The sequence below is a fragment of the Streptomyces sp. NPDC034086 genome (genome assembly GCF_055575515.1).
Window position 1 is genome coordinate 895,276 of sequence record NZ_JBVISM010000001.1, and the last position, 24,859, is coordinate 920,134.

The window sequence follows — 24,859 nt, forward strand, 5'->3', positions numbered from 1 at the left end:
ACCGCTCCCGCACCGCCTCAGCGCGGCGCCGGGAGCGGTGCCGTGTGCGGCGGGGCGGCCGGAGCCGGGCCCAGGGTGGTCGTGCCGGGCGCGGAGCGGTACCCGAGTCCGGTGCGGTAGGCGTCCATCGCCGCCTCCGTACGCCCCGACCGGCGCAGCAGGTCGCCCAGAAGCCGGCACAGGTCCGCCAGGTCCCCGCCCGCCCCGCTGCGCTCCAGCAGGGCCAGCGCCCGGACGAAGTGCTCCTCGGCGGCCTCGGTGTCCCCGCGTTCCTGCGCGATCAGCCCCAGCAGCCGGTGCGCGCCGCCCGCGTGCACCGCCCCCGGGTCCGACCCCTCCTCCAGCAGCCCCGACACCAGCTCGGCGGCCTCCTCGTACCGGCCCAGACGGCGCAGCACATCGGCCAGCTCCACCTCCACCTGCGCGGTGTACAGCGCCGCCCGCCGCGCCGTCAGCATCTCCCGGGCGGTCCGCAGCTCCCGCTCCGCCGCTTCCAGCTCCCCGTGCTGCGCCTGGACGTAGCCGCGCATCCAGTGGCAGTGCGCCAGATCGGTGCGCAGCCGCAGCTGCCGGTAGACGGCCTGGGCCTTCGCCAGGGAGGCGTCCGCGTCGGCCACCCGGCCCTCGGTCAGGAAGGTCCGCGCGACCTGCCGGTGCATCCCCGCCACCAGCGCCGGGTCCCCGACCCGCGGAGCCAGTGCCAGCGCGAGTTCCGCGGCATGGGCCGCGCGGGCGTGCGCGCCCATGTCGATGTACGGGCCGATGACCGCCGAGTACAGCAGCACCAGCGCCTCCGGGTCCCCGAGTCCGCCGGAGTTCAGCGCGTCGATCGCCGACTCCAGCAGGTAGCAGGCGTAGCGCAGCTCCCCGGCCAGCAGGTGCGCGACGGCGCGCCCCCGGACCGCCCGGGCCCGGCGGGGCAGCGGCTCGTCCGCGAGCAGCAGCTCCGCCGCCTCGAAGTAGCCTGCCGCCTCGGGTAGTTCACCGGACTCCAGCGCGCAGTCGCCGAGCCCGAGCAGGGCCTCGGCCCGCTCGTCGGACAGGCCCAGCCGCTCGGCCTCGGCCAGCAGCCGCCGGAAGTGCGCCGCGGCCTCCTGCGCCGAGCCGGTGGCCAGGACGCGCTGGGCGTCGGTCAGGGCGAGCCGCAGCTCGGTGGCCAGGTGCGCCGGCCGCCCCGTGGCGAGTTCCTCGTACGAGGTGCCGAGCCGTTCCGCGAGGAAGCGCAGCGCGGTCTCCGAGGGCCGCACCTTGCCCGCCTCCAGGGTGGACACGTACGCGGGGGTGTACGCCGGTTCCGCCAACTGCCGCTGCGTCAGACCGCGTTCGGCGCGGAGCCGCTGCACCCGGCGCCCGATCTCGGCCGGTTCGTCCATGAACTCCCCCTGTTGCCACCCTGGGTGTCTCAACTCCCCAGTATTCAGCGGCGGCCGGCCATTGCGTACCGCCTCGCCCGCCACCTAGTTTAAGCAGCCGGTTAATCAGTCTTAACCATGCACTTAACTGCGTCCCCGAGTTCCCCGAACTCCCCGGGCTCCCGATCCCCTTCCCCCACGGAGGACTTCATGAGGCGAACCGTCCGGCCGGCCCTGCGCACGGCGCTCGCGGCGGCCTGCGCGAGCGCCGCTCTCCTGGCCGCCGCCCCCGCACCCCCGGCAGCCGCCGACCCGCCCCGCCGGACCGGCGTGGAGGTCGAGATACCCGGGCCGGAACACGGGGGCGAGGCCGGATCCGGGCACGTCCTGGTACCGGCGGCCGGGCGGGCGAAGGCCGCGCCCCGCCTCTCCGAGGCCGCGCGCGCCGCCGACGGCCGGGTCACCAAGATGATCGACAACGGCCCCACCGCCGACCGGCTGGACGTGGTCGTGATCGGCGACGGCTACACCGAGGGCGAGCTGGACCGCTTCCACAGCGACGCCCGGGCCAAATGGGCCGAGGTCACGGCCGTCGAGCCGTACACCACCTATCGCGACCTCTTCAACGTGTGGACCGTGGACGCGGTGTCCGCCCAGTCCGGCGTCTCCGGCGATCCGGCCCAGGACACCGTCCGGGACACCGCGCTCGGCTCCTCCTTCTGGTGCGAGTCCATCGAGCGGCTGCTCTGCGTGGACCAGCCCCGGGTGGACGCGTACGTCGCCAAGGCGCCCGCCGCCGACCTGGTGATCGTCCTCGCCAACAGCGCCAAGTACGGCGGCGCCGGGTACAACGAGCCGAGCGCCACCCTCGGCTACGAGGGCATCTCCACCGCGTCCGCCGGCCACCCCAAGTCCGGGCAGGTCGCCATCCACGAGACCGGCCACTCCCTCGGCAAGCTCGCCGACGAGTACTTCTACCCGGGCGTCCCCGGCTACGAGAAGTACACCGGCCGCGAGCCCGGCGATCCCAACACCTCCACCCTGGACGCCTCCCGGATGGCCCGGGAGCGGGCCAAGTGGCACCGCTGGCTCGGCGAGACCTCCCCCGACGGCGGCACCGTCGGCGCGTACGAGGGCGGCGGCTACTACGTCACCGGCCTCCACCGGCCCACGGACAACTCCCTGATGCGCGTCCTGGGCAAGCCCTTCAACCTCCCCGGCGTCGAGGCGATGATCGCCGGCTTCCACCGGCACGCCCGCCTGGCGACCCCGCTCACCCCCACCGACCGCACCCTGCGCCTGGGGGACACCGCCGGGGTGGCCGTCCCGCGCCTGTACGGGGCCGACGGGCGCGAGCCGGAGGTGCGCTGGTACCTCGACGGCCGGGAGCTCAAGCGGTTCGCGGGCCGGAGCGGGGTCCGGGTGGCCGAGCTGTGGCTGCTCGACCTGCGCGGCCACAGGCTGTCGGTGAGCGTCCGGGACCGCACCCCCTCCGTCCGCGACCCCGAGATCGCCCGCGCGCTGACCTCCACGGTCACCTGGGACGTCCGCCTCTGAACGTCCGCCCCCGCGCGACCCGCCCGGGGCCGGCCGTCACGGGCCCGCCCCGGCGGCAGGGGACGCGGGGAAGGGCAGGCCGTCCCAGAGGGCGCAGTGGTGCGCGGCCGCCGCGTCGACCCGCCGGATGCCGCCCGCGCCCGGCGCCAGGACCAGGACGGAGGCGGCCGGCGCCGTGAACCGGGGCCAGAGCGGGGAACGCGGCGCGTTCGGCGAACCGGTGCGGGCGAAGCGCGTCCAGTAGGCCGTCATCCGGCCGGACAGGGCGCGCTGGGGTTCCGTCAGCTCCACCATCGCGAACAGGTAGGGCAGTTCGAAGCCGTGCGCCGCGCCGTACGGAAAACCGGCCGGCTCGGGCAGACCGGTGGCGTTGGGTGCCGTCCTGTCACCGAAGAGGTAGCCGTACACCGGCACGTGCCGGGCCAGCGCACGGCTGTCCCGCAGCGTGGGGCAGGTGAAGGAGGCGTCGGAGAGCACCGCGGCCCAGGCCAGCGCGGGCGTCGCGAAGCGGCCCGGCGGGTAGGCCGCTTCCACGGCGGGGGCCGCCGCGCCGAAGGAGACCCGCAGCCGCCGCCGGTAACCCGCCACCCCCTCCACCGGATACGCGGCCAGGGTCTGCGCGAGGAAGAGCCGCATCTCGTCGAGGGTGCCGCCCTGCACCACCGGCACCCGGTGGAAACGCCCCGAGGCCAACGCCCGGGCGGGTTCCGCCGGCAGCAGGGCATTGCCGTACGCGACGCCGGAGAACCGTTCCATCAGCTCCGCCGTCAGCAGCCGCCCCGTCTCCAGCCCGCGCAGGCAGTCGAGCACCCGGCCCGCCGGCCGGCCGCCGCAGCCGAGCGCGCGGGCCGCGGCGGTACCGGCCGCGACCGTGCGCTCCTCGGGCACGAACGGCTCGTACGTCCCCACCGTCGGCAGCACCGAGTACGGCGGCATCGTCGTCGAGCAGGAGCCGCTCTGCACGATCGCCCGCTGGAACAGGCCGGCCGAACCGGGGGAGACCAGGTGCGCGCAGACGCTGAGCCCGCCCGCGGACACCCCGAACACGGTGACCCGCCCCGGATCACCGCCGAAGCGGGCCGCGTTCGACCGTACCCAGCGCAGCGCCGCCTGCTGGTCGGCGAGCCCGAAGTCCGGCGCGCCGCCCAGCTCCGGGTGGCCGAAGAAGCCGAAGACGCCGAGCCGGTAGTTCACCGTGACCACCACCGCGCCGCCCCGCGCCGCCAGCGGCTCCGGCCGGTACGTGTCGGCCGAGCCGTAGCGGAAGCCGCCGCCGTGGAACCACACCATCACCGGCCGGCCGCGTCCCCGCCCCGCCGGGACGGTGACGTTCAGGAAGAGGCAGTCCTCCGAGCCGGCCGGCCCGCCCGGGCCGAGCGCCGGCAACTGGGCGCAGGCGGCCCCCGGCGCTCCCGCGTCGAGCACCCCCGTCCGGTGCGGCGCGGGCCGCGGCGGCCGCCAGCGCAGCGGACCGGTCGGCGGGGCCGCGTACGGGATTCCCTGGAACGTGTCGTACGCCCCGTGCGCGCGCCCCCGTACGAGCCCCTCGGCGGTCCGGACCACGGGCCGCTCGGCCACCCCGGTCAGGGCCACGGCGGCGGGCGGCCCCGCGCCGGCCGCGCAGAGCAGGGCCAGCGCGGACAGCAGCGCGCCCCGCGGCCGGGGGCGGACGCCCGCGCCGCGGGCGGGTCGGTGATCCGGCACGGCAGCCCCCTCCTCGACGGGTCGGTCGGGCCACTGTGACGCGGCCGCGCCGTCCCGGGCCGTCTTGGCCCCGGCGTGTCCGGCACGCGGCGCGGACACGCCGCGACGCCCCCCGTTCGCCCGCCTCGAACGGCGCAGCGCGGGCGGGTGCCGCCGGATGGGCCCGCGCGTGCCGACCCGAGCCGGTCACGCCCGGCGGCCGTACGCCGGTCCGGGCCGCGGCCGTGCTCGCGGTGCCGTTCTCCTCCGCGCCCGGCCGGGGCTACCCGGAGCGCGTCCAGGCGAGCAGCCGGTCCGCGGGCCAGGTGTTGACCACGCGTTCGGCCGGCACCCCGCACTCGGCCGCCCGTTCACAGCCCAGGATCTGCCAATCCAGCTGGCCCGGGGCGTGCGCGTCGGTGTCGATCGCGAACAGGGTCCCCGCCTCGACGGCCAGCCGCAGCAGCCGCCGGGGCGGGTCGAGCCGCTCGGGACGGCTGTTGATCTCCACGGCCGTGCCGGACTCCGCGCAGGCCGCGAAGACGGCCTCGGCGTCGAAGGCGGACTCGGGGCGGGTCCGGCCGGTCACCAGGCGCCCCGTGCAGTGCCCGAGGACGTCCATCAGGGGGTTCCGTACCGCCTTGAGCAGCCGCCGCGTCATGGCGGGCGACTCCATCCGCAGCTTCGAATGGACGGATCCCACCACCAGGTCGAGCCCTTCCAGCAGCTCGGGCTCCTGGTCGAGCGAGCCGTCGAGGAGGATGTCGCACTCGATGCCGGTGAGCAGCCGGAAAGGGGCCCACGCCTCGTTCAGCTCCGCCACCACCCGCAGCTGTTCCCGCAGCCGCTCCGGCGACAGGCCCCGGGCCACCTTCAGGCTCGGCGAGTGGTCCGTCAGCACCGCCCACTCGTGGCCCAGTTCCGCCGCCGCCCGCCCCATCGCCTCGATGGGACTGCCGCCGTCCGACCAGTCCGAGTGCAGATGGCAGTCGCCGCGCAGGGCGGCCCGCAGCGCGGTGGCGGCGGGGGAGGCGGGCGGGCCGTGCGGCATCGCCGCGGCCTCCTCCTCGAGGACGCCCAGGTACTCGGGGATCCCCCCGGCCAGCGCCTCGCGCACCACCTTGGCCGTCTTGGGCCCGATGCCCTTCACCGCTTCCAGCGAGCCCGCCGCCGCCCGCTGCGCGGTCTCCCGCTCGCCCAGGCGCGCCACGGCCGCCGAAGCGGTACGGAAGGCCCGCACCCGGTAGGTCGGTGCCTGCGCGCGCTCCAGCAGGAAGGCGATCCGGTCCAGCGCCGCCACCGGGTCCATCGCGTACCTCCTCCAGGACCCAGTGTCCCCGCGGGCCCGGGGACCGGCGAGCGGACCCGTCAGCGCGAGCCGTCCCGCGGCCCGGACGGCGCGGTCCGCTCCGTGAGGGTGAACAGGGCGCCGTCCGGGTCACGGAGCGTGATCGAGCGCCCGGCGCCGTCGGCGGTGACCACCGAGACGGTCCGCCCGCCGAGGTCGAGGGCCCGCTCGACGGCGGAATCCAGGTCCGCCACCCGGAAGTGGACGTACCAGCGGGGCCGGGTGTGCGGGGTGTAGGCGCCCTGCTCCACGGGGCCGCTGTCCAGCCGGGCCACCGGCTCGCCGCCCTGCCGCAGGACGACCCGCTCGTCCTCGTACGAGACCTCGCAGCACCCCTCCCGGCCCGTGGCCCACTCCAGCACCTCGCCGTAGAACAGCGCGGCGTCGAACGCGTTCCTGGTCCGCAGCTCCAGCCAGGCCGGGGCGGATCCCAGCCCCACGCGCCAGCCCGCGGAGACCGGCCCCTGCCAGACCCCGAAGACCGCGCCGTCCACATCGGCGACCAGCGCCGCCCGTCCGCCCCCGGGGAAGGAGACGGGGCCCACCCCCACCGTGCCGCTGCGTTCGCGGACCCGGGCCGTCGCCACGTCCACGTCGTCGACCGCGAAGTACGGGGTCCAGGCCACCGCCACCGCCAGATCCGTGGCGAGCGCCCCGATGCCGGCGACGGGCACCCCGTCCATCACGGCGACCGAGAAGGCGGAGCCGAGCCTGGCCCGCCGGAAGCTCCAGCCGGCGACCGCCCCGTAGAAGCGCTGGGACGCCTCCAGGTCACGGGCCATCAGACTCACCCAGCAGGGGGCCCCGAAGACGTCCTTCGCAGAAATGTCCACACCACAAGGAGTAGCGCCCGCGCCCCCTCGCCGCAGCGCAGGCGCGCCAGCGGGTCACCACCAGTACGCGGGGTACCTCGGCGCGGTACGGCGGATGCGCGAACCGGCGTATCCGGTGAGGACCAGCAGCACCGTGGACCCGAGGAGCAGGGGGAGGAACCGGGACGGCTCGGGGGTCTGGAGCACCGTCACCACGGCGGTGGCCACCGCCGGGGAGTGCGGGGTCCGGGCCAGCGTCAGCAGGGCCAGGGTGAGCCCGGCGGCGAGGGCCGCCGCCCAGGCGCTGCTGCCCGCCACCGCCAGGACCGCGAAGCCGGTCGCCGCGCCCAGCAGGTGCCCGATGACCACTCCGCGCGGCTGGGCCAGGGGCAGGGTGGGGGCGCTGTGCACCAGCGCCGCGCTCGCGGCCAGCGGGGGTATCAGGACCGGCTCGTGGATCACCGCGCCGATCGCGACGAGGCCCAGCAGCACGGTGGTCGCGGCGCTGACGCTGTGGAAGGCCGCGGCCGCGCTCGGGCGGGCCGGGGCCCGGGGCGTGATCAGGCGCCTGCGCGGGGCGGGGGCGGGGGCCGGAGCGGGTGCGGGAGCGGTGGTGGTGCTGGGGTGCATGCGGGGGCAGGTTTCCGGTACGGGCGGGACGGGGAGGCGGGAGCGGCCGTGCCCGGGCGGTGATCGACCGCCGGCCGGGCCTCGCGTCCGATCCGGGTGGGGCCGACGCAATCCGGACACGACCTTATCGCCCGTACGGACGAAGGCGGCCGCCGGGGTCGGCCGCCGCGACCCCGCGCAGTCGGAGCGCAAAGACCGGATGGGCCGGAAACGGCCGGCCGCGATCGTGTATGACTGCGGAGGTACGTGCTCCAGGCAGGGAAGGACCACCCATGACGACGCATCCCCACCTCGCGGGGATCCTGACGGATCTCGACGAGGTGATCGCCGGGGCCCCCGACGACGCGACCGGCGCCCTGTGGCGGCTGACCGGAACCGGGCGCGGCCTGGATTCCAACCTGATCCGGCTGCGTCCGGGCGCGGCCATCGCGGAGCACGCCGAGCCCGCCCTCGACGTCCTGCTGGTCGTGGTGGAGGGCGGCGGACGGATCGACACCGAGGAAGGCTCGCACCCGCTGCGCCCCCACACCGTCTGCTGGCTCGCGCGCGGCGCCCGGCGTTCCCTGACCGCCGGCCCGCAGGGGCTGACGTACCTCACCGTCCACACCCGGCGCCCCGGGCTCGGCATCGGAACCGCCGGGCGGCCGGGCGACCCCGCCGAGGGCGGCGAGACGGCCTGCCTGCTGCACCGGGTCTGCCCGGACTGCGGCCGGCTCGCCACCGATCCCGGGGCCCGCTACTGCTCCCGCTGCGGCACCGGCCTGCCGGACTGACCCCCGAAGCGCGGCGCGGGCACCGCCCGGGGCGGGGCGCCGGCGGTGGGCCGATTACCCCTGGTGGGACCGCGTTCGGCAGGATGTGCGCATGACTGAGATCCGCACCCCCCGCCTCCTCCTGCGCCGCTGGACGGACGACGACCTGGTCCCCCTCTCGGAGATCACCGCAGACCCGGAAGTGATGCGCTGGATCGGCGACGGCTCCCCCCTCGACCTGGAGGAGACCGCCGAGGCCATCGAGCGCTGGGAGGAGGAGTGGGACGACGAGGGCTTCGGCGTGTTCGCCGTCGAGCTCCTCGCCTCCGGCGAGCTGATCGGGGCCGTGGGGCTGACGGCGGCGGACGACCTGCCCGAGACGCGGCACCAGGTACAGATCACCTGGCGGCTGGGCCGGCCCTTCTGGGGCCAGGGCTACGCCTCCGAAGCGGCCCAGACGGTCCTGGAGTTCGCCCTCCAGGACCGGGGTCTCGACCGCGTCGTCGCCGCCAACCGGCTCGGCAACGACGAGTCCGCGAACGTGATCCGCAAGCTCGGCATGGAGCAGGACGGGCAGGCCTCCGACCCGCGGACCGGGGACCGGCTGAGCCTCCACAGCATCGACCTCACCCAGTACGAGGCCTGAGCGGGGGCGTCGTCGCACGTCAGCGGGACGCTGCGGTCAGCCCCAAGCTGGGCTTTAGTAAGCCATAAGGTCTGGTTATAGGGTCATAACCCGGGGGCGGGTGCCGGGTTAGGGTGACCTTAGTTTAGGGTTTCCTTGATCAGTCAGATTGTCGGTCGAAGGGAACCCAGTCATGCCTCGCTCTCTGCGGGTAGCAATCGTCGGTGCCGGCCCCGCCGGTATCTACGCGGCCGACGCGCTGCTGAAGTCCGAGGCGGCGGCCGACCCCGGCGTGTCCATCGACCTCTTCGAACGGATGCCCGCGCCCTTCGGCCTCATCCGGTACGGGGTCGCCCCCGACCACCCCCGCATCAAGGGCATCATCACCGCCCTGCACCAGGTGCTCGACAAGCCGCAGGTCCGCCTCTTCGGCAACGTGGACTACCCGAACGACATCTCCCTCGACGAGCTCCACGCCTTCTACGACGCCGTCGTCTTCTCCACGGGCGCCACCGCGGACCGGGCGCTCAGCATCCCCGGCGTCGAACTCGACGGCTCCTACGGCGCGGCCGACTTCGTCTCCTGGTACGACGGCCACCCCGACGTCCCGCGCACCTGGCCGCTGGAGGCCGAGAAGGTCGCGGTCCTCGGTGTCGGCAACGTCGCCCTCGACGTCGCCCGCATCCTCGCCAAGACCGCCGACGAACTGCTCCCGACCGAGATCCCGCCGAACGTCTACGACGGCCTCAAGGCCAACAAGGCCCTGGAGGTGCACGTCTTCGGCCGCCGCGGACCGGCGCAGGCCAAGTTCAGCCCGATGGAACTGCGCGAACTCGACCACTCGCCCAACATCGAGGTCATCGTCAACCCCGAGGACATCGACTACGACGAGGGCTCGATCACCACCCGCCGCTCCAACAAGCAGGCGGACATGGTCGCCAAGACCCTCGAGAACTGGGCGATCCGCGACATCGGAGACCGCCCCCACAAGCTGTTCCTGCACTTCTTCGAGTCCCCCGCCGAGATCCTCGGCGAGGACGGCAAGGTCGTCGGCCTGCGCACCGAGCGCACCGAACTGGACGGCACCGGCAACGTCAAGGGCACCGGGCAGTTCACCACCTGGGACGTCCAGTCCGTCTACCGCGCCGTCGGCTACCTCTCCGACGAACTGCCCAAGCTGCCCTGGGACGTGGAGTCCGGCACGGTGCCCGACGAGGGCGGCCGGGTCATCGAGAACGGCGAGCACCTCGCCTCGACCTACGTCACCGGCTGGATCCGGCGCGGTCCCATCGGCCTGATCGGCCACACCAAGGGCGACGCGAACGAGACCGTCGCCAACCTGCTGGCCGACCACGCCGAAGGGCGCCTGCTGACCCCCGCCACCCCCGAGCCGGAGGCGGTCGAGGCCTTCCTCGCCGAGCGGCAGGTCCGGTACACCACCTGGGAGGGCTGGTACCGGCTGGACGCCGCCGAGAAGGCGCTCGGCGAGCCGCAGGGCCGTGAGCGCGTGAAGATCGTGGAGCGCGAGGAGATGCTCGGGGCGAGCGGCGCGTAAGGGCGCCCCGTCGGCGGACGGAAGACGGACGAGCGGGGCCCGCCGGGTGGCGGGCCCCGCCCGCGTCGGCGGAGGACCCGATCGGACCCGATCAGTCCGTGATGGAAGTGATCTTCTTCGTCCGCAGGTCGGCCTGCACCCGAAGCCGGGTCGTGGAACTGCCGTTCCAGGTCAGGGTGACCGTGGCGTTGGTCTTGCCCGCCCCGCTGCCCGTGGAGGTCACCTTCCACTCGACCGGGACGTTCTGCGCGCGCAGCACGCCGTCGGCGTGGTGGACGTCCTCCCACTGCCGCAGCTCCCGCTGGAGGGGTCCGGAGAGGTAGAAGGCGCGCAGCCGGTCGGCCGTCGCGCCGTCCCCGTCGTACACCGCGTCGACGTACGCGCCGTAGAAGTCGGCGATCCGGGTGAAGGCCCCCTCCGGGCTGCCGGAGACGGACGGCGGCGCGGCGGCGGTCGCCGAAGTGGTGGGGACGAGGGCCAAGGAGAGGGCTGCGGCGCCCGCGGTGGCCGCGAGGGCGATGGAGAGGGTGCGCCTGGTCGGGAGCTTGGGCATCGATCGGTACCTTTCCCCGTGCTGGGTGCGGGCCGGTACGGTCCCCGGCCCCGTGGGGAAGGACGGGTCCCCCGTCCCGGTCGGTTGTCGCCGAAGGGGGAAACGGCGGGATTTCACCCGTACGGGCCATCGGCGGAGCCACGGCGCGCCGGCGCGGAATGCGGTGACCGCGCGAAGGGTTGGGGCAGGGGTCGCACCCGTTCCGTACGCACTGGAGGGCTCATGAAGATCGGCATCATCGGCGCCGGCAACATCGGCGGCAACCTCACCCGCCGGCTCACCTCGCTCGGGCACCAGGTCCGTGTCGCCAACTCCCGCGGCCCGCAGACCCTCACGGCCCTCGCGGAGGAGACCGGCGCCACCGCCGTCACCGTCGCCGAGGCGGCGCGCGGCGCCGAGATCGTGGTGGTCACCATCCCCTTCAAGAACATCCCCGACCTGCCCGCCGGGCTCCTCGACGGGGCGGCCGACGGCGTCACCGTCATCGACACCGGCAACTACTACCCGCGGCAGCGCGACGGCCGGATCGCCGCCGTGGAGGACGACGGCCTGACCGAGAGCCGCTGGACCGAACGCCACCTGGGGCACCCCGTCGTCAAGGCCTTCAACGGCACCTACGCCGCCGACATCATCGAACGGCCGCGGCCGGCCGGACATCCCGAGCGGATCGCGCTCCCCGTCGCCGGGGACGACGAAGCGGCCAAGAAGACGGTCCGCGCGCTCATCGACGAACTCGGCTTCGACACCGTCGACGCCGGCGGCCTCGACGAGTCCTGGCGACAGCAGCCCGACACGCCCGTCTACGGGCTCCGGGGCGGCGTGGAAGCGGTCACCCGGGCCCTTGCCGAGGCCTCGCCCGAGCGTACGGCCGACTTCCGCGGCTGATGTCCGTACGCCCGATCGACGTAACGCTCCGCAATGACGGAGGCGCCCTGTGCTACGGTCGGGACAGTTGCAGGTGTGGTTCCCAGAGTTCTTCGAACGGGGTCAATCAACCCGGCGACGCCGGGCCCGCACAGTGCGGCTCCGGGTACGGCCCCGAAGGAGAATCGATATGGCGTCCGGCACCGTGAAGTGGTTCAACGCGGAAAAGGGCTTCGGCTTCATCGAGCAGGACGGCGGCGGCGCCGACGTGTTCGCCCACTACTCGAACATCGCCACCCAGGGCTACCGTGAGCTCCAGGAGGGCCAGAAGGTGAACTTCGACGTCACCCAGGGCCAGAAGGGCCCGCAGGCCGAGAACATCGTGCCCGCCTGAGCACCGACCCACCCGCTCGACGCGAGCGACGCCGGGGCCCGCACCGACGGTGCGGGCCCCGGCCGCGTCCGGGCACCCTTTTTCCGTTCCCGTTCGGCCCCACGGAGCCGGAGCACCGGGCAGACTGTCCGACGTGACGACAATGAGCAAAGGCGCCAACCTCCCGGTCGCCGCCCCCTCGGTCAGAGCCGTGCTCGGCTGGTCCACCGGGCCCGGAGTACCCGACATCGACGCCTCCGCGCTGCTCCTGGCAGCCACCGGACGGGTCCGCTCCGACGGGGACTTCGTCTTCTACAACCAGCCCCGGCACGCCTCCGGAGCCGTACGCCACCTCGGCAAGCAGCCGGGCTCCGACGCCCTCGACGTCGACCTCGCCGCGCTGGAAGGGGACGTCGAGCGGGTCGTCCTCTGCGCCTCCGCCGACGGCGGCACCTTCGGCCGTGTCCCGGGTCTGCACCTGCGCCTGCTGGACGCCGCCTCCGGCGCCGAACTGGCCCGCTTCGACATGGAGGCCGGACCGGAGACCGCCTTCGTGAGCGGCGAACTCTACCGGCGTGCCGGAGCGTGGAAGTTCCGCGCCGTGGGCCAGGGGTACGCGAGCGGCCTCGCCGGACTCGCCACCGACTACGGCATCACCGTGGACGACGCGCCGGCTCCCGCGCCGGCACCGGCTCCCGCGCCCCGGCGTGCGCCCGCGCCGGCCGCTCCCGCGCCCGCGCCGGCCCCCCATCGGGCTCCCGCACCCGCGCCCCGCCCGGCGCCCGCACCGGCGCCCGCGCCCCGCCCGGCGCCCGCGCCGGCTCCCGCATCCGGTGCGGGTGAGGCGGTCGTACGGCTCGTCAAGGGCGAGGAGTGGCTGCCGGAGGACATGCGGGGGCGCCTGTCGCTGCGCAAGAAGCAGGTGGCCGTCAGCCTGAGCAAGGCCGGCGCCCAGGGCGTCACCGCCCGCGTGGTCCTCGTCCTCGACGCCTCCGGGTCGATGAGCACCCTCTACGCGCGCGGCACCGTCGCGAGCGTGGTCGAGCGGATGGCGGCCGTAGCCGCGCAGCTCGACGACGACGGCGAGATGCAGGCCTGGACCTTCGCCACCCATCCCGCCCGGCTGCCGGACCTCGCCATCGGCGACCTGCCCGAATGGCTGCGACTGCACGTACGCATCGGCCAGATGAGCCTCTTCGGACGCAAGAAGCCGGCCAGGGGGCTGGTCCCCGGCCAGGTCGACATGCGGCAGGTCGGCTTCCAGAACGAGGAGCAGAAGGTCATCGCCGAGGTGCGGGACTTCGTCCGCTCCCACCCCGTGCCGGCCCCGACCCTGGTCCTCTTCTTCTCCGACGGCGGGGTGTACCGCAACGACGAGATCGAGCGGGAGCTGCGGGCGGCCGTCGAGGAGCCGGTGTTCTGGCAGTTCGTCGGCCTCGGCCGGGCCGGCTTCGGCGTACTGGAGCGCTTCGACACCATGCCCGGGCGCCGCGTCGACAACGTCGGCTTCTTCGCCGTCGACGACATCGACCAGGTATCGGACCAGGACCTGTACGACCGGCTCCTGTCGGAGTTCCCCTCCTGGCTGCGGGCGGCCCGGCAGGCGGGGATCCTGCGCTGACCCCGGCGCCTTCCCCGGGCCTCCCCGCACGGGCGGCCCGGGGAACGGGCCGTGACGGCACCCCCTAGGCTCGGGGCGGAACGCACCCGAGGGAAGGAAGTCCCCGTCATGCCCGGCCCCGCCGAGATCCGCATCCTGCGCGCCGCCGGCCGTACGGCCGAGCCGTGGAAGAACGGGGGCGGTGTCACCCGCGAGATCGCGGCCTGGCCCGAGGGCTCGGGGACCGCCGGCTTCGCCTGGCGGGTCAGCCTCGCGGAGGTGGAGGCCGACGGGCCCTTCTCGTACTTCCCCGGCACCGACCGGATCCTCACGCTGGCCGAGGGCGCGGGCATGGACCTCACGGTCGGGGGCGAACGGTGCCTCGTCGACGAGCGGCACGCGCCCCGGCACTTCCCCGGGGACCGGGCGACCGACTGCCGGCTGCTGGCCGGCCCGGTCGTGAACTTCAACGTGATGTACCGCCGCGACCGGGTCCGCGCCCGCACCGCCGTCGTACGCGGCGAACTCGCCCTCCCCGCCCGGCCGGACGAGACCCTGCTGGTGGCCGTCCTGGAAGGGAGGGCGGTCCTCCAGCCGCCCGGGGACCCGGATGGCGGCGTCGAACTCGGCCTCCACGACGCGGCCCTGGTCGCGCACCCCGTGGACCGCGTGATCCGCACCGGGGGGCGGGTGGCCGTCGTGGGCGTACGGCTGCGCGCGGACCCTTCGCCGTCGCCCTCCAACTGAGCCGCCCCGGGGGCGGGGTGGCCGCGCCGTCGTACGCCGGGCAGAATCGGACGGTGATCACGAGCGAACCGGGAGCGGATCCCTTCGACGCACACCGGCGGCTGCTGTTCGCCACCGCCTACCGCATGCTGGGGACCGTCAGCGATGCCGAGGACGTCGTCCAGGACGCCTGGCTGACCTGGAACAAGGCCGACCGGTCGGAGGTCCGTCACCCCAGGGCGTACCTCGTGCGGACGGTCACCAACCTGTCCCTGAACCGGCTCACCTCCGCCCGGGCCGCCCGGGAGGAGTACGTCGGCCCCTGGCTGCCGGAGCCCCTGCTCACCGCGCCCGACGTCGCGCAGGAGCGGGAGCTGGCCGACAGCGTCTCCACGGCCATGCTCGTCGTCCTGGAGACGCTCACCCCGGTGGAGCGCGCCGTCTTCGTGCTGCGCGAGGTCTTCGGCTACGCGCACGCCGAGATCGCCGGTTTCCTGGAGCGCCCGGAGCCGGCCGTCCGGCAGATCTCCCACCGCGCCCGCAAGCACGTCGCCGAGCGCCGTCACCGCTACGACTCCGACAGCGCGCAGCGCGAGGAGATCACGCGGCGCTTCCTGAGCGCCTGCGCCGGCGGCGACCTGAACGCCGTCCTGGAGATGCTCGCCCCCGACGTCACCGCCTGGTCCGACGGCGGCGGCAAGGTCACCGCCGGCCGCCGGCCCGTGTACGGCGCCGACCGCGTGGCGCGCTTCCTGCTCGGCGTGCTGGCCAAGCCGGCCATGGCCGGGGTCACCGCCACCCCGGCGGTCATCAACGGCGAGCTCGGCGTCCTCGTCCTGGCGGGGGAGGAGCCGGTCGGCTCGTGCACCTACGACCTGGAGGGCGGACTGCTCCGCACCATCCGCATCCAGGTCAACCCCGACAAGCTGGCGGGCCTGCGCCGTGACGCCGGGGGCGGCACCCGGCACCGGCCGGTCTGAGGACCGGTCAGGCCGTCTCTCCGGTGCGCCGGAGCGTCTCGAGGGCCCGCTCCAGGCGGGCCCGGCGGGTTCCGGGGGTGAGGGCCTGGAGCAGCGGCAGGCCCAGCTGGTAGCGGCCGCTCCGGTCGAGGGCCTCGAACGCCGTCCGGGCCCGGGGGTCCGCCTCCAGGGCGGCCGCCAGGTCCGGCGGGACCGCCGCCGTGCGCTGCGACTCGTACGCGGCCGCCCACCGCCCGTCGGCCTGGGCCCTGCGCACCTCCGCGAGGCCCGGTTCCCGCATCCGGCCGGCCGCCGTGAGCGCCGCGACCTTCTCCACGTTCACCTGCGACCACAGGCTCCGGGGACGGCGCGGTACGTACTTCTGGAGGTAGTACCGCTCGTCGAGGGAACGCCGCTGGCCGGAGATCCAGCCGTAGCAGAGCCCGACGTCCACCAGTTCGTCGTCGCTGACCGTGGGGATGCCGGACTTCTTCTTGGCCACCTTGATCCACACGCCCTCCGTACGCGTGTGGTGCCGCGACAGCCAGCTCTCGAAGGCACCGGCGTCCGCGAAGGTGACGACCTCCACACCGTTGATCTCGTCCATGCGTCCAGGCTAGCGGCGGGGTACGACAACGGCCCTTGCTCCACCGGCCGTTCGGGCCCGTTCCGCGAGCGCGGGCGCGCGAGCGGCACTCGAGTCCGGCCCGAGCCGGGCACCAACCGCGCGCTACCGCGTCTGGCTACTTTTCGGAGACCGACCGCACGCACAGCACCAAAGGGGTTGGCACGTGAACCACGCGCGCACCACCCGCCGCATCGCGGCATCATTCGAGGATCTGGTGGGCGACACCCCCCTGTTCCGTCTCCAGCTCGACGGCCTGCCCGACACGGCCCGCGTCCTCGCCAAGCTGGAGGCGGCCAACCCGCTGTCCAGCATCAAGGACCGTGCCGCGCTGTTCATGCTGCGGGCCGCCGAGGAATCCGGCGCGCTCCGGCCCGGCGCCACCGTCATCGAGTCCACCTCCGGCAACACCGGCATCGCCCTGGCCGCCCTCGCCGCCGCCCGCGGCTACCGCTGTCTGATCGTCCTCCCCTCCAACTCCTCCCGCGAACGCGTGCTGACCCTGCGGATGCTCGGCGCCGAGGTGGAGTTCACCGACCACGCCCTGGGCTTCGCCGCCTGCGTCGAGCACGCCGCGGCACTGCACGCCCAGATGCCCGGCTCCTGGTACGCGCGCCAGCACGAGAACCCCGACAACGTCCGCGCCCACTACGCGACCACCGGCCCCGAGATCTGGCGCGACGCCGGAGGCCGCGTCGACTACCTGGTGTGCGGGATCGGCACCGGCGGCACCCTCACCGGCTGCGCCCGCTACCTGCGCGAGCGCAACCCTGACCTGAAGGTGGTCGCCGTCGAACCGGCGGGCTCCGCGCTGCTCTCCGGCGGAGACCCCGGCCCGCACCGCATCCCGGGTCTCAACGGCGGCTTCATCAGCCCCGTCACCGACCTGCACCTCATCGACGAGGTGATCGCCGTCGAGGACTCCGACGCCGCCGCCACCACGCGTGCCATCGCCGCACGCTCCGGGCTCCTCGTCGGGATCTCCGCGGGCGCCGCCGCGTACGGCTGCCTCGAACTGGCCCGCCGGCACGACCTGTCGGACGCGGTCGTGGCGACGGTGTTCCCCGACAGCGGCGAACGCTACCTCAGCTGGTGGCCGCAAGAGGACCCCGCCGGCCCGCGGTGAGGCCGGAGCCCGCCCCGCCCCCCGTCCCTACCCGAGTACGAGCCCGGAAAGATATCCCTGCCGCCGCAGGGGGAGATGAGAGCGAATGAACCCCGAGCGCACCCTGCTGCTCGTCGGTGCGACCGACGAGACCGTGCGGAAGGCCCACGACCTGGGACTGAGCGTGCTGCTGCTCCAGCACCCGACCAAGGTCAGCGAGGAGCAGAACCGGCTCGCCGCGGCCGTCGAGGTCGTGGACTTCACCCAGTGGGAGCTGATCGAGCCCCTGGTACGCGCCTGGCACGAGAGCCCCGGCTTCGCCGCGTGCGTCTCCCTGACCGAGCCGGGACTCGAGAACGCGGGCCGGATCAACGACCTGTACGGACTCGGCGGGACCGGCTACGAGGTCACCGCCCGCATCCGGGACAAGGCCGCCATGCGGCGGTACGTCGCCGAGCACGACCCGGAGCACGCAGTCGGCGCGCGGTCCCTGAAGACCCGTGAGGACCTGGACGCCTTCGGGGCCGCCTACGGCTTCCCGTTCATCGTCAAGCCCGTCGACGCCACCGCGAGCATCGGGGTCATGCGGGTCGAGGGCCCGCACGACGCCGACCGCGTGTGGGCCGAGGTCACCCGGCTCTCCGGCACCCGTACCGACCGGGTCTCCTCCCTGTTCGTCCTGAAGGACTTCCTGATGGAGGAGTTCCTGGACGGACCCGAGTACAGCGTCGAGTCCTTCAGCTTCGGCGGCCGCCACGTGATCGTCACGGTCACCGAGAAGTTCACCGCCGACGGCCACTTCGCGGAGCTCGGTCACGCCGTCCCGGCCCGGCTCTCCGACGCCGACGAGGAAGCGATACGCGACGGCATACGCGGCTTCCTCGACGTGATGGGCCTGCGCGACGGCGTCTGCCACACCGAGGTCCGCCTCACCGCCAAGGGCCCGCGCGTGATCGAGGGCCACAACCGGATCGGCGGCGACTCCATCCCCGAGCTGGTGCGCAGCGCCTTCGGCGTCGACCTGGTCACGCTCGCCGTCGCCCACCCCTTCGGGCTGCTCGAGGAGCTCCCCGACCGGCCGCAGGCGCACGGCGGTGCCAGCGTGCGCGCCCTGATCGGGACGCCGGGCAGCCGGGTGGAGTCCATCGCCGGGATCGAGGAGGCCCGGGCCGCCGAGGGCGTCATCTCCGTCACCATCAGCGCCAAGCCCGGCGACGACGTCCGGGTGCTCCAGGACAACTGGGACCGGCTCGGCCTGATCGCGGTCGCCGCCGAGGACACCACCGCGGCGATCCGCCGCGGCGCCGAGGTGATCCGCGACGACATCCGGATCACCCTGGCCCGCCCCAACGGGGAGACCGTGCTCGCCCAGCCGTCCGAGATCGCCCCGCGCGAGAACCTGCTGATCCTGCACCGCAACCCGCTGGAGCCGTTCCCGTACCGCTCCTGGCTGCCGGACCACACCGGCGACATCGTCGTCCTCGCCGCCCGTGACAAGATCGAACTCGCCGGTGAGAAGGTGCCGGACGGCACCCTCGGCTACACCCGCCTGGAGATCTTCGACGACTTCGACGCGGAAGAGGTCGACGCCCGCGCCCTCGAACTCATCGCCGAGCACAACATCACGGGCGTGACCGCGCTGCACGAGGCGGACATGCTGCGGGCGGCGCGCCTGCGCGAGCGGTTCGGGCTGCGCGGTGCCTGGCACGACGACGTGATGCCGTTCCGCGACAAGGCGCTGATGAAGACCCGCGCACAGGCCTCCGGCATCGACGTGGCGGCCTGGGTCCAGGCCCGCACCGCCGACCAGGCCCGCGAGTTCGCCGCCGCCGAGGGCTTCCCGGTGGTGTTCAAGGAGCGCAGCGGCTTCAACGCGGTCGGCCTGCGCATCCTCCGGGACGAGGCGTCCTTCGAGGAGTGCCTGACGGAGGTGTACGCAGCCGGCGAGCGCGACGACGTCCTGCTGGAGGACTTCGTCCCGGGCCGCATGTGCCACGTCGACGGCGTGGTGCGCGACGGCCGGGTGGCCATGGCCTGGCCCTCGCAGTACCAGTACGACCTCTCCTCCTTCGCCTCCGACCCGGGTCCGCGCATCGACCTCACCCTCGACGAGGACGACCCGATCACCCCGCGGCTGCTCGACCTCGCCGAGCGGGTCCTCGCCTCGCTGGCGCCCGCCGGCTCCCGCCTGCGCGACCACGCCTTCCACATGGAGGTCTTCCACACCCCGGACGACCGCCTCGTGATGTGCGAGATCGCCTGCCGGCCCGGCGGCGCGAAGATCCGCGAGGTCTTCCACAGCCTGTTCGGCGTGCACCTCGGCGGGTACGCCGTCCGCGCCGACGCCGGCCACGAACTGCACCCCGAGGTACGGCGCGGCGGTGACGCGGCCGGGCTGCCGAAGCCGCGGCACATGGCGGGGCAGCTCCTCATGATGAAGCGGCCCGGGCTGGTGCGCGAGCTGCCCGCGGTGCCCGAGCACGACTGGCTGGCCGGATTCTGGCTCTACGCCGAGGAGGGGCAGGTCATCGCGCCCGCCTCGGGCTCCTCCGACTTCCTCGCCGCGGCCGTGGGCACCGCGCCGACCCGCGCCGAGGTCGAGCGGCGGCTGCGCGAACTGGGCGAGTGGGTCCGCGAACACAGCGTGATCGGCGACGCGTCATGACGGGGGCCCGCCTGTCGGCGAAGACGCGGTACATGCTGGGCATGGTCGTCGATGCCACCGGCGCCGGCATGTACCTGCCCCTGTCCCTGCTCTACTTCCACCACGTGACGGGGCTGCCGCTCACCCAGGTGGGCACCCTGATGACGGCCGCCGCCGTGATCGGCCTGATCAGCAACCCGGCGGCGGGCGTCCTGATCGACCGCTTCGGGGCCAAGGCGGTCGTCACCGGCGGGTACCTGCTGCGGGCCGCGGGCTTCTGCACGTACCCGCTGGTGGACAACGGCTACACGATGTTCGCCGTGATCCTGCTGGTCGCGCTCGGCGACACCTCGTACCCGCCGGCGATCCAGTCGTTCATCGCCGAGTTCGTCCAGGGCACCGAGCGGGACAAGCTGCTCGCCGCGCAGCGCAGCCTGCGCAACGCCGGTCTGGGCGTGGGCGGTCTGGTCGCGGGCGGGGTCCTGGCCCTCGGCAGCGACGCCTTCTACTACGTGATCGTGTTCGGTACGGCCGCCGGGTACCTGCTGGCCGCCGCCTGCTTCGGCTCGATCCCGATCGCGAAGACGGCCGCCCCGCTCGTCCGGACCTCCCGCAAGGGCGGCTACCGGCTGGTGGCGCGGAACCGGCCGTTCCTGGCGCTGACCCTGCTCAACGTGCCGACCGCGTTCGGCTACACGGTGCTCGCCATCGGCATCCCGGCGTACGTCACCCAGGACCTGGGCGCGTCCACCTCGCTGGTGGGCGTCCTGTACGCGGTCAACACGGTCGGGATCGCGCTGCTCCAGATCCCGGTCACCCGGGCGCTCGTCGCCTACCGCCGCTCCCGTGCGGTGTCCCTGGGCGCGGCGGTGTTCGCGGCGTCGTTCGTGGTGTTCGCCGTACTGGCCGCGGTGGGGGACAAGACCGTCATCCTCATTGGCATCTTCGCCGCCACCGCCCTGTTCACGGCGGGGGAGCTGATGCACGGCGCCACGGCCTCGGCCCTGTGCGCGCAGGCCGCGCCCGAGGAGACGCGGGGCCGGCACCTGGCCGTCTACCAGCTGTCCTGGGCGGTGCCCAGCGCCCTGGCCCCGGCCGTTCTGACGGCCCTGCTCACGCTGTCGCCGACGGCGATGTGGCTGGTCCTCGCGGCGGGCGCGACGGTGTCCGCCCTGGGCGTCCTGCGGCTGGAACCGAAGCTGCCGGAGGAGGCGGTGTACCCGTCCCCGCGTCAGCGTCCGGTGCCGAGCACACCGGCGGAGCCCGCGGCGGCCTGACCCGCCGGCACCCGCCGGCCCGCCCCGAGCCCCCTGCCGCCGCGGTGACGCGGCCCGGCAGGGGGCTCGCGCGTACCGCGGCGCCGGGTCCGGCCCGGGACGGGGTGCCGGTCAGGCGTCGGCGTCGGGCAGCCGGCGCGTCGAGGTGGGGTGCGCGAGGGCCTGGTGGCCGCCCGAGGGGAGCATGCGGACCTCGCCGCGGTCGCTGATCTCGGCACGGACGATGCCCGTGGGGTCGGCGTAGACCGGGTGGCCGCCCGGCCCCGCGGCATCGGTGCGCTCCAGGACCACGGTGTCCTCGCCCGTCCCGTCGCTGCCGGGAAACGTCAGCTCGTACCGTCGGACGCTCATGAGTCCATCGTGGGCCGTGCGCGCCCGCCCCGCCTTTTGACTTTGCCTTCCCTTTGCCCGGCGCGCCGGGCCGCTTCGGCGGCGCCCGCCCGCGGGGGCTATCCCCCCTGCCCCGCCGGGGCGTAGCCGCGGGCCAGGGCGGTGAAGGCGCGGGCGGCGGCGCTCTGGTACGGGGTGTCCCGCCGGAGCAGGGTGACCGTGCGCGCGGGCGGGGCCGGGTCCAGGGGGATCCGGGCCAGGCCGGGCTGTTCGCCGACCACGGCCTCGGGCAGGACGGTGGCCAGCCCGGTGCGCCGTACGAGCTCGGTCAGCGCCTGGACGGAGTCGGCCTCGACGGCGACGCGGGGACGCGTCCCGTGCGCCGCGCAGTAGGCCTCCAGGTGGCGCCGCGTCGCGAAGTCGCCGTTCAGCAGCGCCAGTGGACGGTCCGCCAGGGCGGCCACCGGCAGCGCCGCCGGGGCGGCCGGCGCCGCCGGGGCGGCCGGCGCCGCCGGGGCGGCCGGCGCCGCCGGGGCGGCGGAGACGACCAGGGCGAGGGTCTCGGTGAAGAGCGCGGTGGCCTCGATCCCCGGCAGGTGGGGCCCGGCGAACGCGATCCCGAGGTCGGCCCCGTCCGCGAGCAGGGCCGCCTCGACGCGGTCCTGGGTCATCTCCCGCACCTCCACGGTGATCCCGGGGTGTGCCGAGTGCAGGGCGCCCAGCAGCGGGCCGAGGAGGTACGCGGTGAAGACCGGGGCCAGGGCCAGGCGGAGGTGGCCGCGCGAGAGACCGGCGACGTCGTGGACGGCCCGCTCGGCGGCCGCGAGGTCCCGCAGCGCGCGGCGCGCGTGGTGGGCGTACGCCTCGCCGGCGTCGGTCAGCCGCACGGTGCGGCCGCCGCGGTCCAGCAGCCGCACGCCCACCGTCCGTTCCAGCTGCTTGATCTGCTGCGACAGGGTGGGCTGGGAGATGTGCAAGTCCTCCGCCGCGCGCGTGAAGCTGTGGTGCTCGGCGACCGCGAGCAGGTAGCGCAGGTGACGCAGTTCGAGGGCCATGGGGCCCACTATAGATGGCATCGATGGGGCTCTGGGTTCACGGCTGTCGGCCACTATGACAGCAGGTCAGATCCGGTGGGGCGGGCTCCCTTCCCCTCGGCGGCCCGTCGGACGCGCGCACTAAGATCGCTTCATCGTTCGCGAGGGAGAAACATGCGCAAGATCATCACCGGTTCCGTCCCGACGGTCCTGACGGCCCTTCTGCTCACCGGCTGCGGCGGCGCGGCCGGGGACGAGGGGGCCGGGGCCAAGCCGGCCGGCGCGTCCGCCGCGGCGCCGTCCGCCGGCAAGCCGAAGCCGTCCGCCGAGGACGCGGCGGTCAAGCACGAGGTCACCCTGGAGGTCCTCGGCACCGGCTCCACGCAGGTGTACTACAACCTCGACACCAACAAGATGGAGCAGGTCACCCTGCCCTGGAAGAAGACCGGCACGGTCACCCTCACCACCGCCGCCGAGAAGCGCGCCGGCACCACGGTCTCCGTCGTCCCCGGTTCGGTGACCGGCGCCGACGGGCTGCTGCACGCCGCGGAGTGCGTGATCACCGTCGACGGCAAGAAGGTCGCCGACAACGGCGGTGGCAAGACCGGCATGTGCCGCTACGACATCAAGTAACGGGACTCGGGGCCCCGTCCGTCCCCTTCCGCCGGGCCCCGTCCGCCCCGTCCGCGCCGGGCGCCAGGCAGGCCAGGGCCGCCGCCGTCAGCGCGTCCACCCCGGCGGGCAGGGCCGTGCGCACGTCGGGGGCGAAGTCCGGGGCGTGGTTGGCGGGGAGGGCCGCCAGCTTCCCGGCCGCCCCCTCGCCGGGGGCGGCGGCCCAGGCGGCCGGCCCGATCACCCCGAGCATCCAGTAGGCGAGCCGTACTCCCCGTGCGCCGTGCACGTGCCGCCCCGCGTCGCCGAACAGCCCGAAGTCCTCCGTGGCGAGGGACGGCGGCCACATCGCCACCCGCTCCGCCCCCAGCCGCGCCGTGTGCGCCGCGCGCACCGCGGCCGTCGTGGCCGGGTCGGGGTGGGTGACGGGGGAGGCGCCCGTGCGGACGACCTCCGGCTCCCGGGGGCAGCCCGAGGCGGCGCACTCGGCGCGCACGATCCGTTCGACCGCCTCCGCGGCCCGGGCGAGCGCGGCCTCTCCGGCCGCCCGTACGGTGATGCCCAGCTCGGCCCGGTCGGGCACCACGTTGGCGCGCTCGCCGGCCCGCAGCGAACCCACGGTGACGGCGACCTGCTCCGAGGGCGCCGCCTCCCGCGCCACCACCGTCTGGAGCCGGGTCACGACGTGGGCGGCCGTCACCACCGGGTCCACGGTCAGGTGCGGGGCGCCGGCGTGTCCGCCGCGCCCGTGCACGACCACGCGGAAGGTGACGCTCCCGGCGGTCATCGGCCCGTACCCGTGCGCGACCATCCCGGCGGGCAGCGGGGCGGCGTGCTGCGCCAGGACGGCGTCCGGGCGCCCGACGCGCTCGTACAGTCCGTCGGCCAGCATCGCCCGCGCCCCCTCCAGGGTTTCCTCCGCGGGCTGTCCCACCACCACGAGCGTGCCCCGCCAGGCCCCCGGACCGGCGCCCGCCAGCAGCGAGGCGGCCCCGGCGGCAGCCGCCAGGTGGAGGTCGTGCCCGCAGGCGTGCGCCGCGGGACCCTCGCTCGCGTACGGCAGCCCCGTGCTCTCCCGGACCGGCAGCGCGTCCAGTTCGGCGCGCAGCACGACCGTCGGCCCGGCGCCGCGGCGCAGCACCCCGGCCACGCCGTGGCCGCCGATCCCGCGCGTGGTGTCGTACCCGGCGGACTCCAGCCAGTCGGCGAACCGGGCGGCCGTACGCTCCTCCTCGCCCGACAGCTCGGGGTGGCGGTGCAGGTCCAGGTACAGGGTCGTCAACGGCCGCAGGAGCGGCGGGAGTCCGGGGAGCCCGGCGGCGGAGACGGTCATGACGCCATGCTCGGCCACCGGCCCGGCGGCCGGACTGTCAGAACGCTGACACTTTCTGTCAGGGGAGTGTCAGGAGATGGACGGGTGAAGTGAAGGTGTGACCGGTTCTCCTGGAAGGGCACCACGGGAAACCGGCCGGAACACACGGACGGCAGACCGCCGGCAGCACCCGGACCACCCGGACCACCCGGACCACCCGGACCACCCGGACCACCGGAACCAGCCGCGCCGACCACGCCGGCTGCACCGCCCGCACCCATGAAGGAGAGTCCCATGGAGAAGTCGCCGCTCGCCTCGCTCGCCGACGAGATCCTGGAGCTGGAGTCGGAGACCTTCGAGATCTCGGACTACTCGGACGCCAGCGAGGTCGTGCTCGCCGGTTCCACGAGCTGCAGCTCCACCTCGACCTGTTCCTCCACCACCAGCACCACCTCCTGCAGCGCCTGACGCTCCCGGCGCGGCACCGCACACACCGGATGCCCCGGACCCCGCAGGAAGGGGTCCGGGGCA

General features: G+C 74.5%; 24 protein-coding genes. 14 read left to right on the top strand and 10 right to left on the bottom strand.

The genetic code is table 11. The annotated features are described in order from the left end of the window. Window positions 1-17: 17 nt before the first annotated feature. Window positions 18-1,373 (bottom strand): helix-turn-helix domain-containing protein, encoded by a 1,356-nt coding sequence (locus ACZ514_RS04030; protein WP_469124042.1) that lies wholly within the window; start codon window positions 1,371-1,373, stop codon window positions 18-20. Window positions 1,374-1,562: 189 nt separating this feature from the next. Here ACZ514_RS04030 and ACZ514_RS04035 point away from each other — a divergent pair, with 189 nt between their 5' ends. Continuing rightward, window positions 1,563-2,909: a M64 family metallopeptidase gene (locus tag ACZ514_RS04035; protein ID WP_469124043.1), complete on the top strand. Its 1,347-nt coding sequence runs from the start codon at window positions 1,563-1,565 to the stop codon at window positions 2,907-2,909. Window positions 2,910-2,945: 36 nt separating this feature from the next. On the opposite strand, the gene ACZ514_RS04040 is transcribed toward ACZ514_RS04035, so the two are convergent. The 4 genes from ACZ514_RS04040 to ACZ514_RS04055 form a co-directional block, all read right to left on the bottom strand. After that, on the bottom strand, window positions 2,946-4,613 hold the full coding sequence (locus ACZ514_RS04040) for a carboxylesterase/lipase family protein (protein WP_469124044.1): 1,668 nt from the start codon (window positions 4,611-4,613) through the stop codon (window positions 2,946-2,948). Window positions 4,614-4,875: 262 nt separating this feature from the next. Continuing rightward, the gene (locus ACZ514_RS04045) at window positions 4,876-5,901 is read right to left on the bottom strand and encodes a PHP domain-containing protein (RefSeq protein ID WP_468162412.1); all 1,026 of its coding nucleotides are present in this window, start codon (window positions 5,899-5,901) and stop codon (window positions 4,876-4,878) included. Window positions 5,902-5,960: 59 nt separating this feature from the next. Then, a complete protein-coding gene (locus tag ACZ514_RS04050; RefSeq protein ID WP_468163309.1) occupies window positions 5,961-6,722 on the bottom strand; it encodes a VOC family protein in 762 nt (253 codons plus the stop codon). Between the two features lie 105 nt (window positions 6,723-6,827). Continuing rightward, a complete protein-coding gene (locus tag ACZ514_RS04055) occupies window positions 6,828-7,382 on the bottom strand; it encodes an HPP family protein (RefSeq protein WP_468162410.1) in 555 nt (184 codons plus the stop codon). A gap of 272 nt (window positions 7,383-7,654) precedes the next feature. Here ACZ514_RS04055 and ACZ514_RS04060 point away from each other — a divergent pair, with 272 nt between their 5' ends. From ACZ514_RS04060 to ACZ514_RS04070, 3 genes are all read left to right on the top strand, one after another. Beyond that, on the top strand, window positions 7,655-8,155 hold the full coding sequence (locus ACZ514_RS04060; protein WP_469124045.1) for a cupin domain-containing protein: 501 nt from the start codon (window positions 7,655-7,657) through the stop codon (window positions 8,153-8,155). 91 nt (window positions 8,156-8,246) lie between these two features. Next, window positions 8,247-8,780 carry a GNAT family N-acetyltransferase gene (locus ACZ514_RS04065; protein ID WP_468162406.1) on the top strand — a complete coding sequence of 178 codons (534 nt, stop codon included), beginning with the start codon at window positions 8,247-8,249 and terminating at the stop codon, window positions 8,778-8,780. Window positions 8,781-8,952: 172 nt separating this feature from the next. Beyond that, the gene (locus ACZ514_RS04070; RefSeq protein WP_468162404.1) at window positions 8,953-10,314 is read left to right on the top strand and encodes an FAD-dependent oxidoreductase; all 1,362 of its coding nucleotides are present in this window, start codon (window positions 8,953-8,955) and stop codon (window positions 10,312-10,314) included. A gap of 91 nt (window positions 10,315-10,405) precedes the next feature. Here the strand turns inward: ACZ514_RS04070 and ACZ514_RS04075 are convergent, their stop codons facing one another. Next, on the bottom strand, window positions 10,406-10,867 hold the full coding sequence (locus tag ACZ514_RS04075; RefSeq protein ID WP_468162402.1) for a hypothetical protein: 462 nt from the start codon (window positions 10,865-10,867) through the stop codon (window positions 10,406-10,408). 18 nt (window positions 10,868-10,885) lie between these two features. Between ACZ514_RS04075 and ACZ514_RS04080 the strand changes: the two genes are divergently transcribed. The 5 genes from ACZ514_RS04080 (at window position 10,886) to ACZ514_RS04100 (ending at window position 15,410) form a co-directional block, all read left to right on the top strand. Further along, a complete protein-coding gene (locus tag ACZ514_RS04080; RefSeq protein WP_468162400.1) occupies window positions 10,886-11,752 on the top strand; it encodes an NADPH-dependent F420 reductase in 867 nt (288 codons plus the stop codon). Between the two features lie 169 nt (window positions 11,753-11,921). Continuing rightward, complete coding sequence (locus tag ACZ514_RS04085; protein WP_007268031.1) at window positions 11,922-12,125, top strand: cold-shock protein; 204 nt, start codon at window positions 11,922-11,924, stop codon at window positions 12,123-12,125. A gap of 142 nt (window positions 12,126-12,267) precedes the next feature. Beyond that, window positions 12,268-13,725: a VWA domain-containing protein gene (locus ACZ514_RS04090; RefSeq protein ID WP_469124194.1), complete on the top strand. Its 1,458-nt coding sequence runs from the start codon at window positions 12,268-12,270 to the stop codon at window positions 13,723-13,725. A gap of 108 nt (window positions 13,726-13,833) precedes the next feature. Next, on the top strand, window positions 13,834-14,451 hold the full coding sequence (locus tag ACZ514_RS04095) for a HutD/Ves family protein (protein ID WP_469124046.1): 618 nt from the start codon (window positions 13,834-13,836) through the stop codon (window positions 14,449-14,451). A 53-nt stretch (window positions 14,452-14,504) separates the two neighbouring features. Further along, entirely contained in the window at window positions 14,505-15,410 is a 906-nt protein-coding gene (locus tag ACZ514_RS04100; protein ID WP_468162396.1) for an RNA polymerase sigma-70 factor, read from the top strand. Between the two features lie 7 nt (window positions 15,411-15,417). Here ACZ514_RS04100 and ACZ514_RS04105 read toward each other — a convergent pair whose 3' ends face one another. Further along, on the bottom strand, window positions 15,418-15,996 hold the full coding sequence (locus ACZ514_RS04105) for a YdeI/OmpD-associated family protein (RefSeq protein ID WP_469124047.1): 579 nt from the start codon (window positions 15,994-15,996) through the stop codon (window positions 15,418-15,420). 184 nt (window positions 15,997-16,180) lie between these two features. On the opposite strand from ACZ514_RS04105, the gene ACZ514_RS04110 reads away from it, so the two are divergent. The 3 genes from ACZ514_RS04110 to ACZ514_RS04120 all read left to right on the top strand — a co-directional run bounded on the left by ACZ514_RS04110 (window position 16,181) and on the right by ACZ514_RS04120 (window position 21,040). Next, window positions 16,181-17,140 carry a PLP-dependent cysteine synthase family protein gene (locus ACZ514_RS04110; protein ID WP_468162392.1) on the top strand — a complete coding sequence of 320 codons (960 nt, stop codon included), beginning with the start codon at window positions 16,181-16,183 and terminating at the stop codon, window positions 17,138-17,140. An 85-nt stretch (window positions 17,141-17,225) separates the two neighbouring features. Then, window positions 17,226-19,784 (top strand): ATP-grasp domain-containing protein, encoded by a 2,559-nt coding sequence (locus ACZ514_RS04115; RefSeq protein WP_469124048.1) that lies wholly within the window; start codon window positions 17,226-17,228, stop codon window positions 19,782-19,784. Next, the gene (locus ACZ514_RS04120) at window positions 19,781-21,040 is read left to right on the top strand and encodes an MFS transporter (protein WP_468162388.1); all 1,260 of its coding nucleotides are present in this window, start codon (window positions 19,781-19,783) and stop codon (window positions 21,038-21,040) included. The genes ACZ514_RS04115 and ACZ514_RS04120 overlap by 4 nt, the downstream gene beginning before the upstream one ends. A 111-nt stretch (window positions 21,041-21,151) precedes the next feature. Here ACZ514_RS04120 and ACZ514_RS04125 read toward each other — a convergent pair whose 3' ends face one another. Both ACZ514_RS04125 and cynR read right to left on the bottom strand, forming a co-directional pair. Beyond that, window positions 21,152-21,391, bottom strand: a complete 240-nt coding sequence (locus tag ACZ514_RS04125) for a DUF6296 family protein (RefSeq protein WP_469124049.1) — start codon at window positions 21,389-21,391, stop codon at window positions 21,152-21,154. A 98-nt stretch (window positions 21,392-21,489) separates the two neighbouring features. Continuing rightward, on the bottom strand, window positions 21,490-22,425 hold the full coding sequence (gene cynR / locus ACZ514_RS04130) for a transcriptional regulator CynR (protein WP_469124050.1): 936 nt from the start codon (window positions 22,423-22,425) through the stop codon (window positions 21,490-21,492). Window positions 22,426-22,578: 153 nt separating this feature from the next. Here cynR and ACZ514_RS04135 point away from each other — a divergent pair, with 153 nt between their 5' ends. Then, window positions 22,579-23,037 (top strand): hypothetical protein, encoded by a 459-nt coding sequence (locus ACZ514_RS04135; RefSeq protein ID WP_468694595.1) that lies wholly within the window; start codon window positions 22,579-22,581, stop codon window positions 23,035-23,037. Here the strand turns inward: ACZ514_RS04135 and ACZ514_RS04140 are convergent. Further along, the gene (locus ACZ514_RS04140; RefSeq protein WP_469124051.1) at window positions 23,030-24,349 is read right to left on the bottom strand and encodes an amidohydrolase; all 1,320 of its coding nucleotides are present in this window, start codon (window positions 24,347-24,349) and stop codon (window positions 23,030-23,032) included. The genes ACZ514_RS04135 and ACZ514_RS04140 overlap by 8 nt on opposite strands. A 273-nt stretch (window positions 24,350-24,622) precedes the next feature. Between ACZ514_RS04140 and ACZ514_RS04145 the strand changes: the two genes are divergently transcribed. Next, window positions 24,623-24,796 carry a thiazolylpeptide-type bacteriocin gene (locus tag ACZ514_RS04145; protein ID WP_007268044.1) on the top strand — a complete coding sequence of 58 codons (174 nt, stop codon included), beginning with the start codon at window positions 24,623-24,625 and terminating at the stop codon, window positions 24,794-24,796. Window positions 24,797-24,859: the final 63 nt, after the last annotated feature.

What these genes read in the sequence shown, in the direction of transcription:
- ACZ514_RS04030 (WP_469124042.1), bottom strand. Translation starts at nt 1,373, where the DNA reads ATGGACGAACCGGCCGAGATCGGGCGCCGGGTGCAGCGGCTCCGCGCC.
- ACZ514_RS04035 (WP_469124043.1), top strand. Translation starts at nt 1,563, where the DNA reads ATGAGGCGAACCGTCCGGCCGGCCCTGCGCACGGCGCTCGCGGCGGCC.
- ACZ514_RS04045 (WP_468162412.1), bottom strand. Translation starts at nt 5,901, where the DNA reads ATGGACCCGGTGGCGGCGCTGGACCGGATCGCCTTCCTGCTGGAGCGC.
- ACZ514_RS04050 (WP_468163309.1), bottom strand. Translation starts at nt 6,722, where the DNA reads ATGGCCCGTGACCTGGAGGCGTCCCAGCGCTTCTACGGGGCGGTCGCC.
- ACZ514_RS04055 (WP_468162410.1), bottom strand. Translation starts at nt 7,382, where the DNA reads ATGCACCCCAGCACCACCACCGCTCCCGCACCCGCTCCGGCCCCCGCC.
- ACZ514_RS04060 (WP_469124045.1), top strand. Translation starts at nt 7,655, where the DNA reads ATGACGACGCATCCCCACCTCGCGGGGATCCTGACGGATCTCGACGAG.
- ACZ514_RS04065 (WP_468162406.1), top strand. Translation starts at nt 8,247, where the DNA reads ATGACTGAGATCCGCACCCCCCGCCTCCTCCTGCGCCGCTGGACGGAC.
- ACZ514_RS04070 (WP_468162404.1), top strand. Translation starts at nt 8,953, where the DNA reads ATGCCTCGCTCTCTGCGGGTAGCAATCGTCGGTGCCGGCCCCGCCGGT.
- ACZ514_RS04075 (WP_468162402.1), bottom strand. Translation starts at nt 10,867, where the DNA reads ATGCCCAAGCTCCCGACCAGGCGCACCCTCTCCATCGCCCTCGCGGCC.
- ACZ514_RS04085 (WP_007268031.1), top strand. Translation starts at nt 11,922, where the DNA reads ATGGCGTCCGGCACCGTGAAGTGGTTCAACGCGGAAAAGGGCTTCGGC.
- ACZ514_RS04090 (WP_469124194.1), top strand. Translation starts at nt 12,268, where the DNA reads ATGAGCAAAGGCGCCAACCTCCCGGTCGCCGCCCCCTCGGTCAGAGCC.
- ACZ514_RS04095 (WP_469124046.1), top strand. Translation starts at nt 13,834, where the DNA reads ATGCCCGGCCCCGCCGAGATCCGCATCCTGCGCGCCGCCGGCCGTACG.
- ACZ514_RS04105 (WP_469124047.1), bottom strand. Translation starts at nt 15,996, where the DNA reads ATGGACGAGATCAACGGTGTGGAGGTCGTCACCTTCGCGGACGCCGGT.
- ACZ514_RS04115 (WP_469124048.1), top strand. Translation starts at nt 17,226, where the DNA reads ATGAACCCCGAGCGCACCCTGCTGCTCGTCGGTGCGACCGACGAGACC.
- ACZ514_RS04120 (WP_468162388.1), top strand. Translation starts at nt 19,781, where the DNA reads ATGACGGGGGCCCGCCTGTCGGCGAAGACGCGGTACATGCTGGGCATG.
- ACZ514_RS04125 (WP_469124049.1), bottom strand. Translation starts at nt 21,391, where the DNA reads ATGAGCGTCCGACGGTACGAGCTGACGTTTCCCGGCAGCGACGGGACG.
- cynR (WP_469124050.1), bottom strand. Translation starts at nt 22,425, where the DNA reads ATGGCCCTCGAACTGCGTCACCTGCGCTACCTGCTCGCGGTCGCCGAG.
- ACZ514_RS04135 (WP_468694595.1), top strand. Translation starts at nt 22,579, where the DNA reads ATGCGCAAGATCATCACCGGTTCCGTCCCGACGGTCCTGACGGCCCTT.
- ACZ514_RS04140 (WP_469124051.1), bottom strand. Translation starts at nt 24,349, where the DNA reads ATGACCGTCTCCGCCGCCGGGCTCCCCGGACTCCCGCCGCTCCTGCGG.
- ACZ514_RS04145 (WP_007268044.1), top strand. Translation starts at nt 24,623, where the DNA reads ATGGAGAAGTCGCCGCTCGCCTCGCTCGCCGACGAGATCCTGGAGCTG.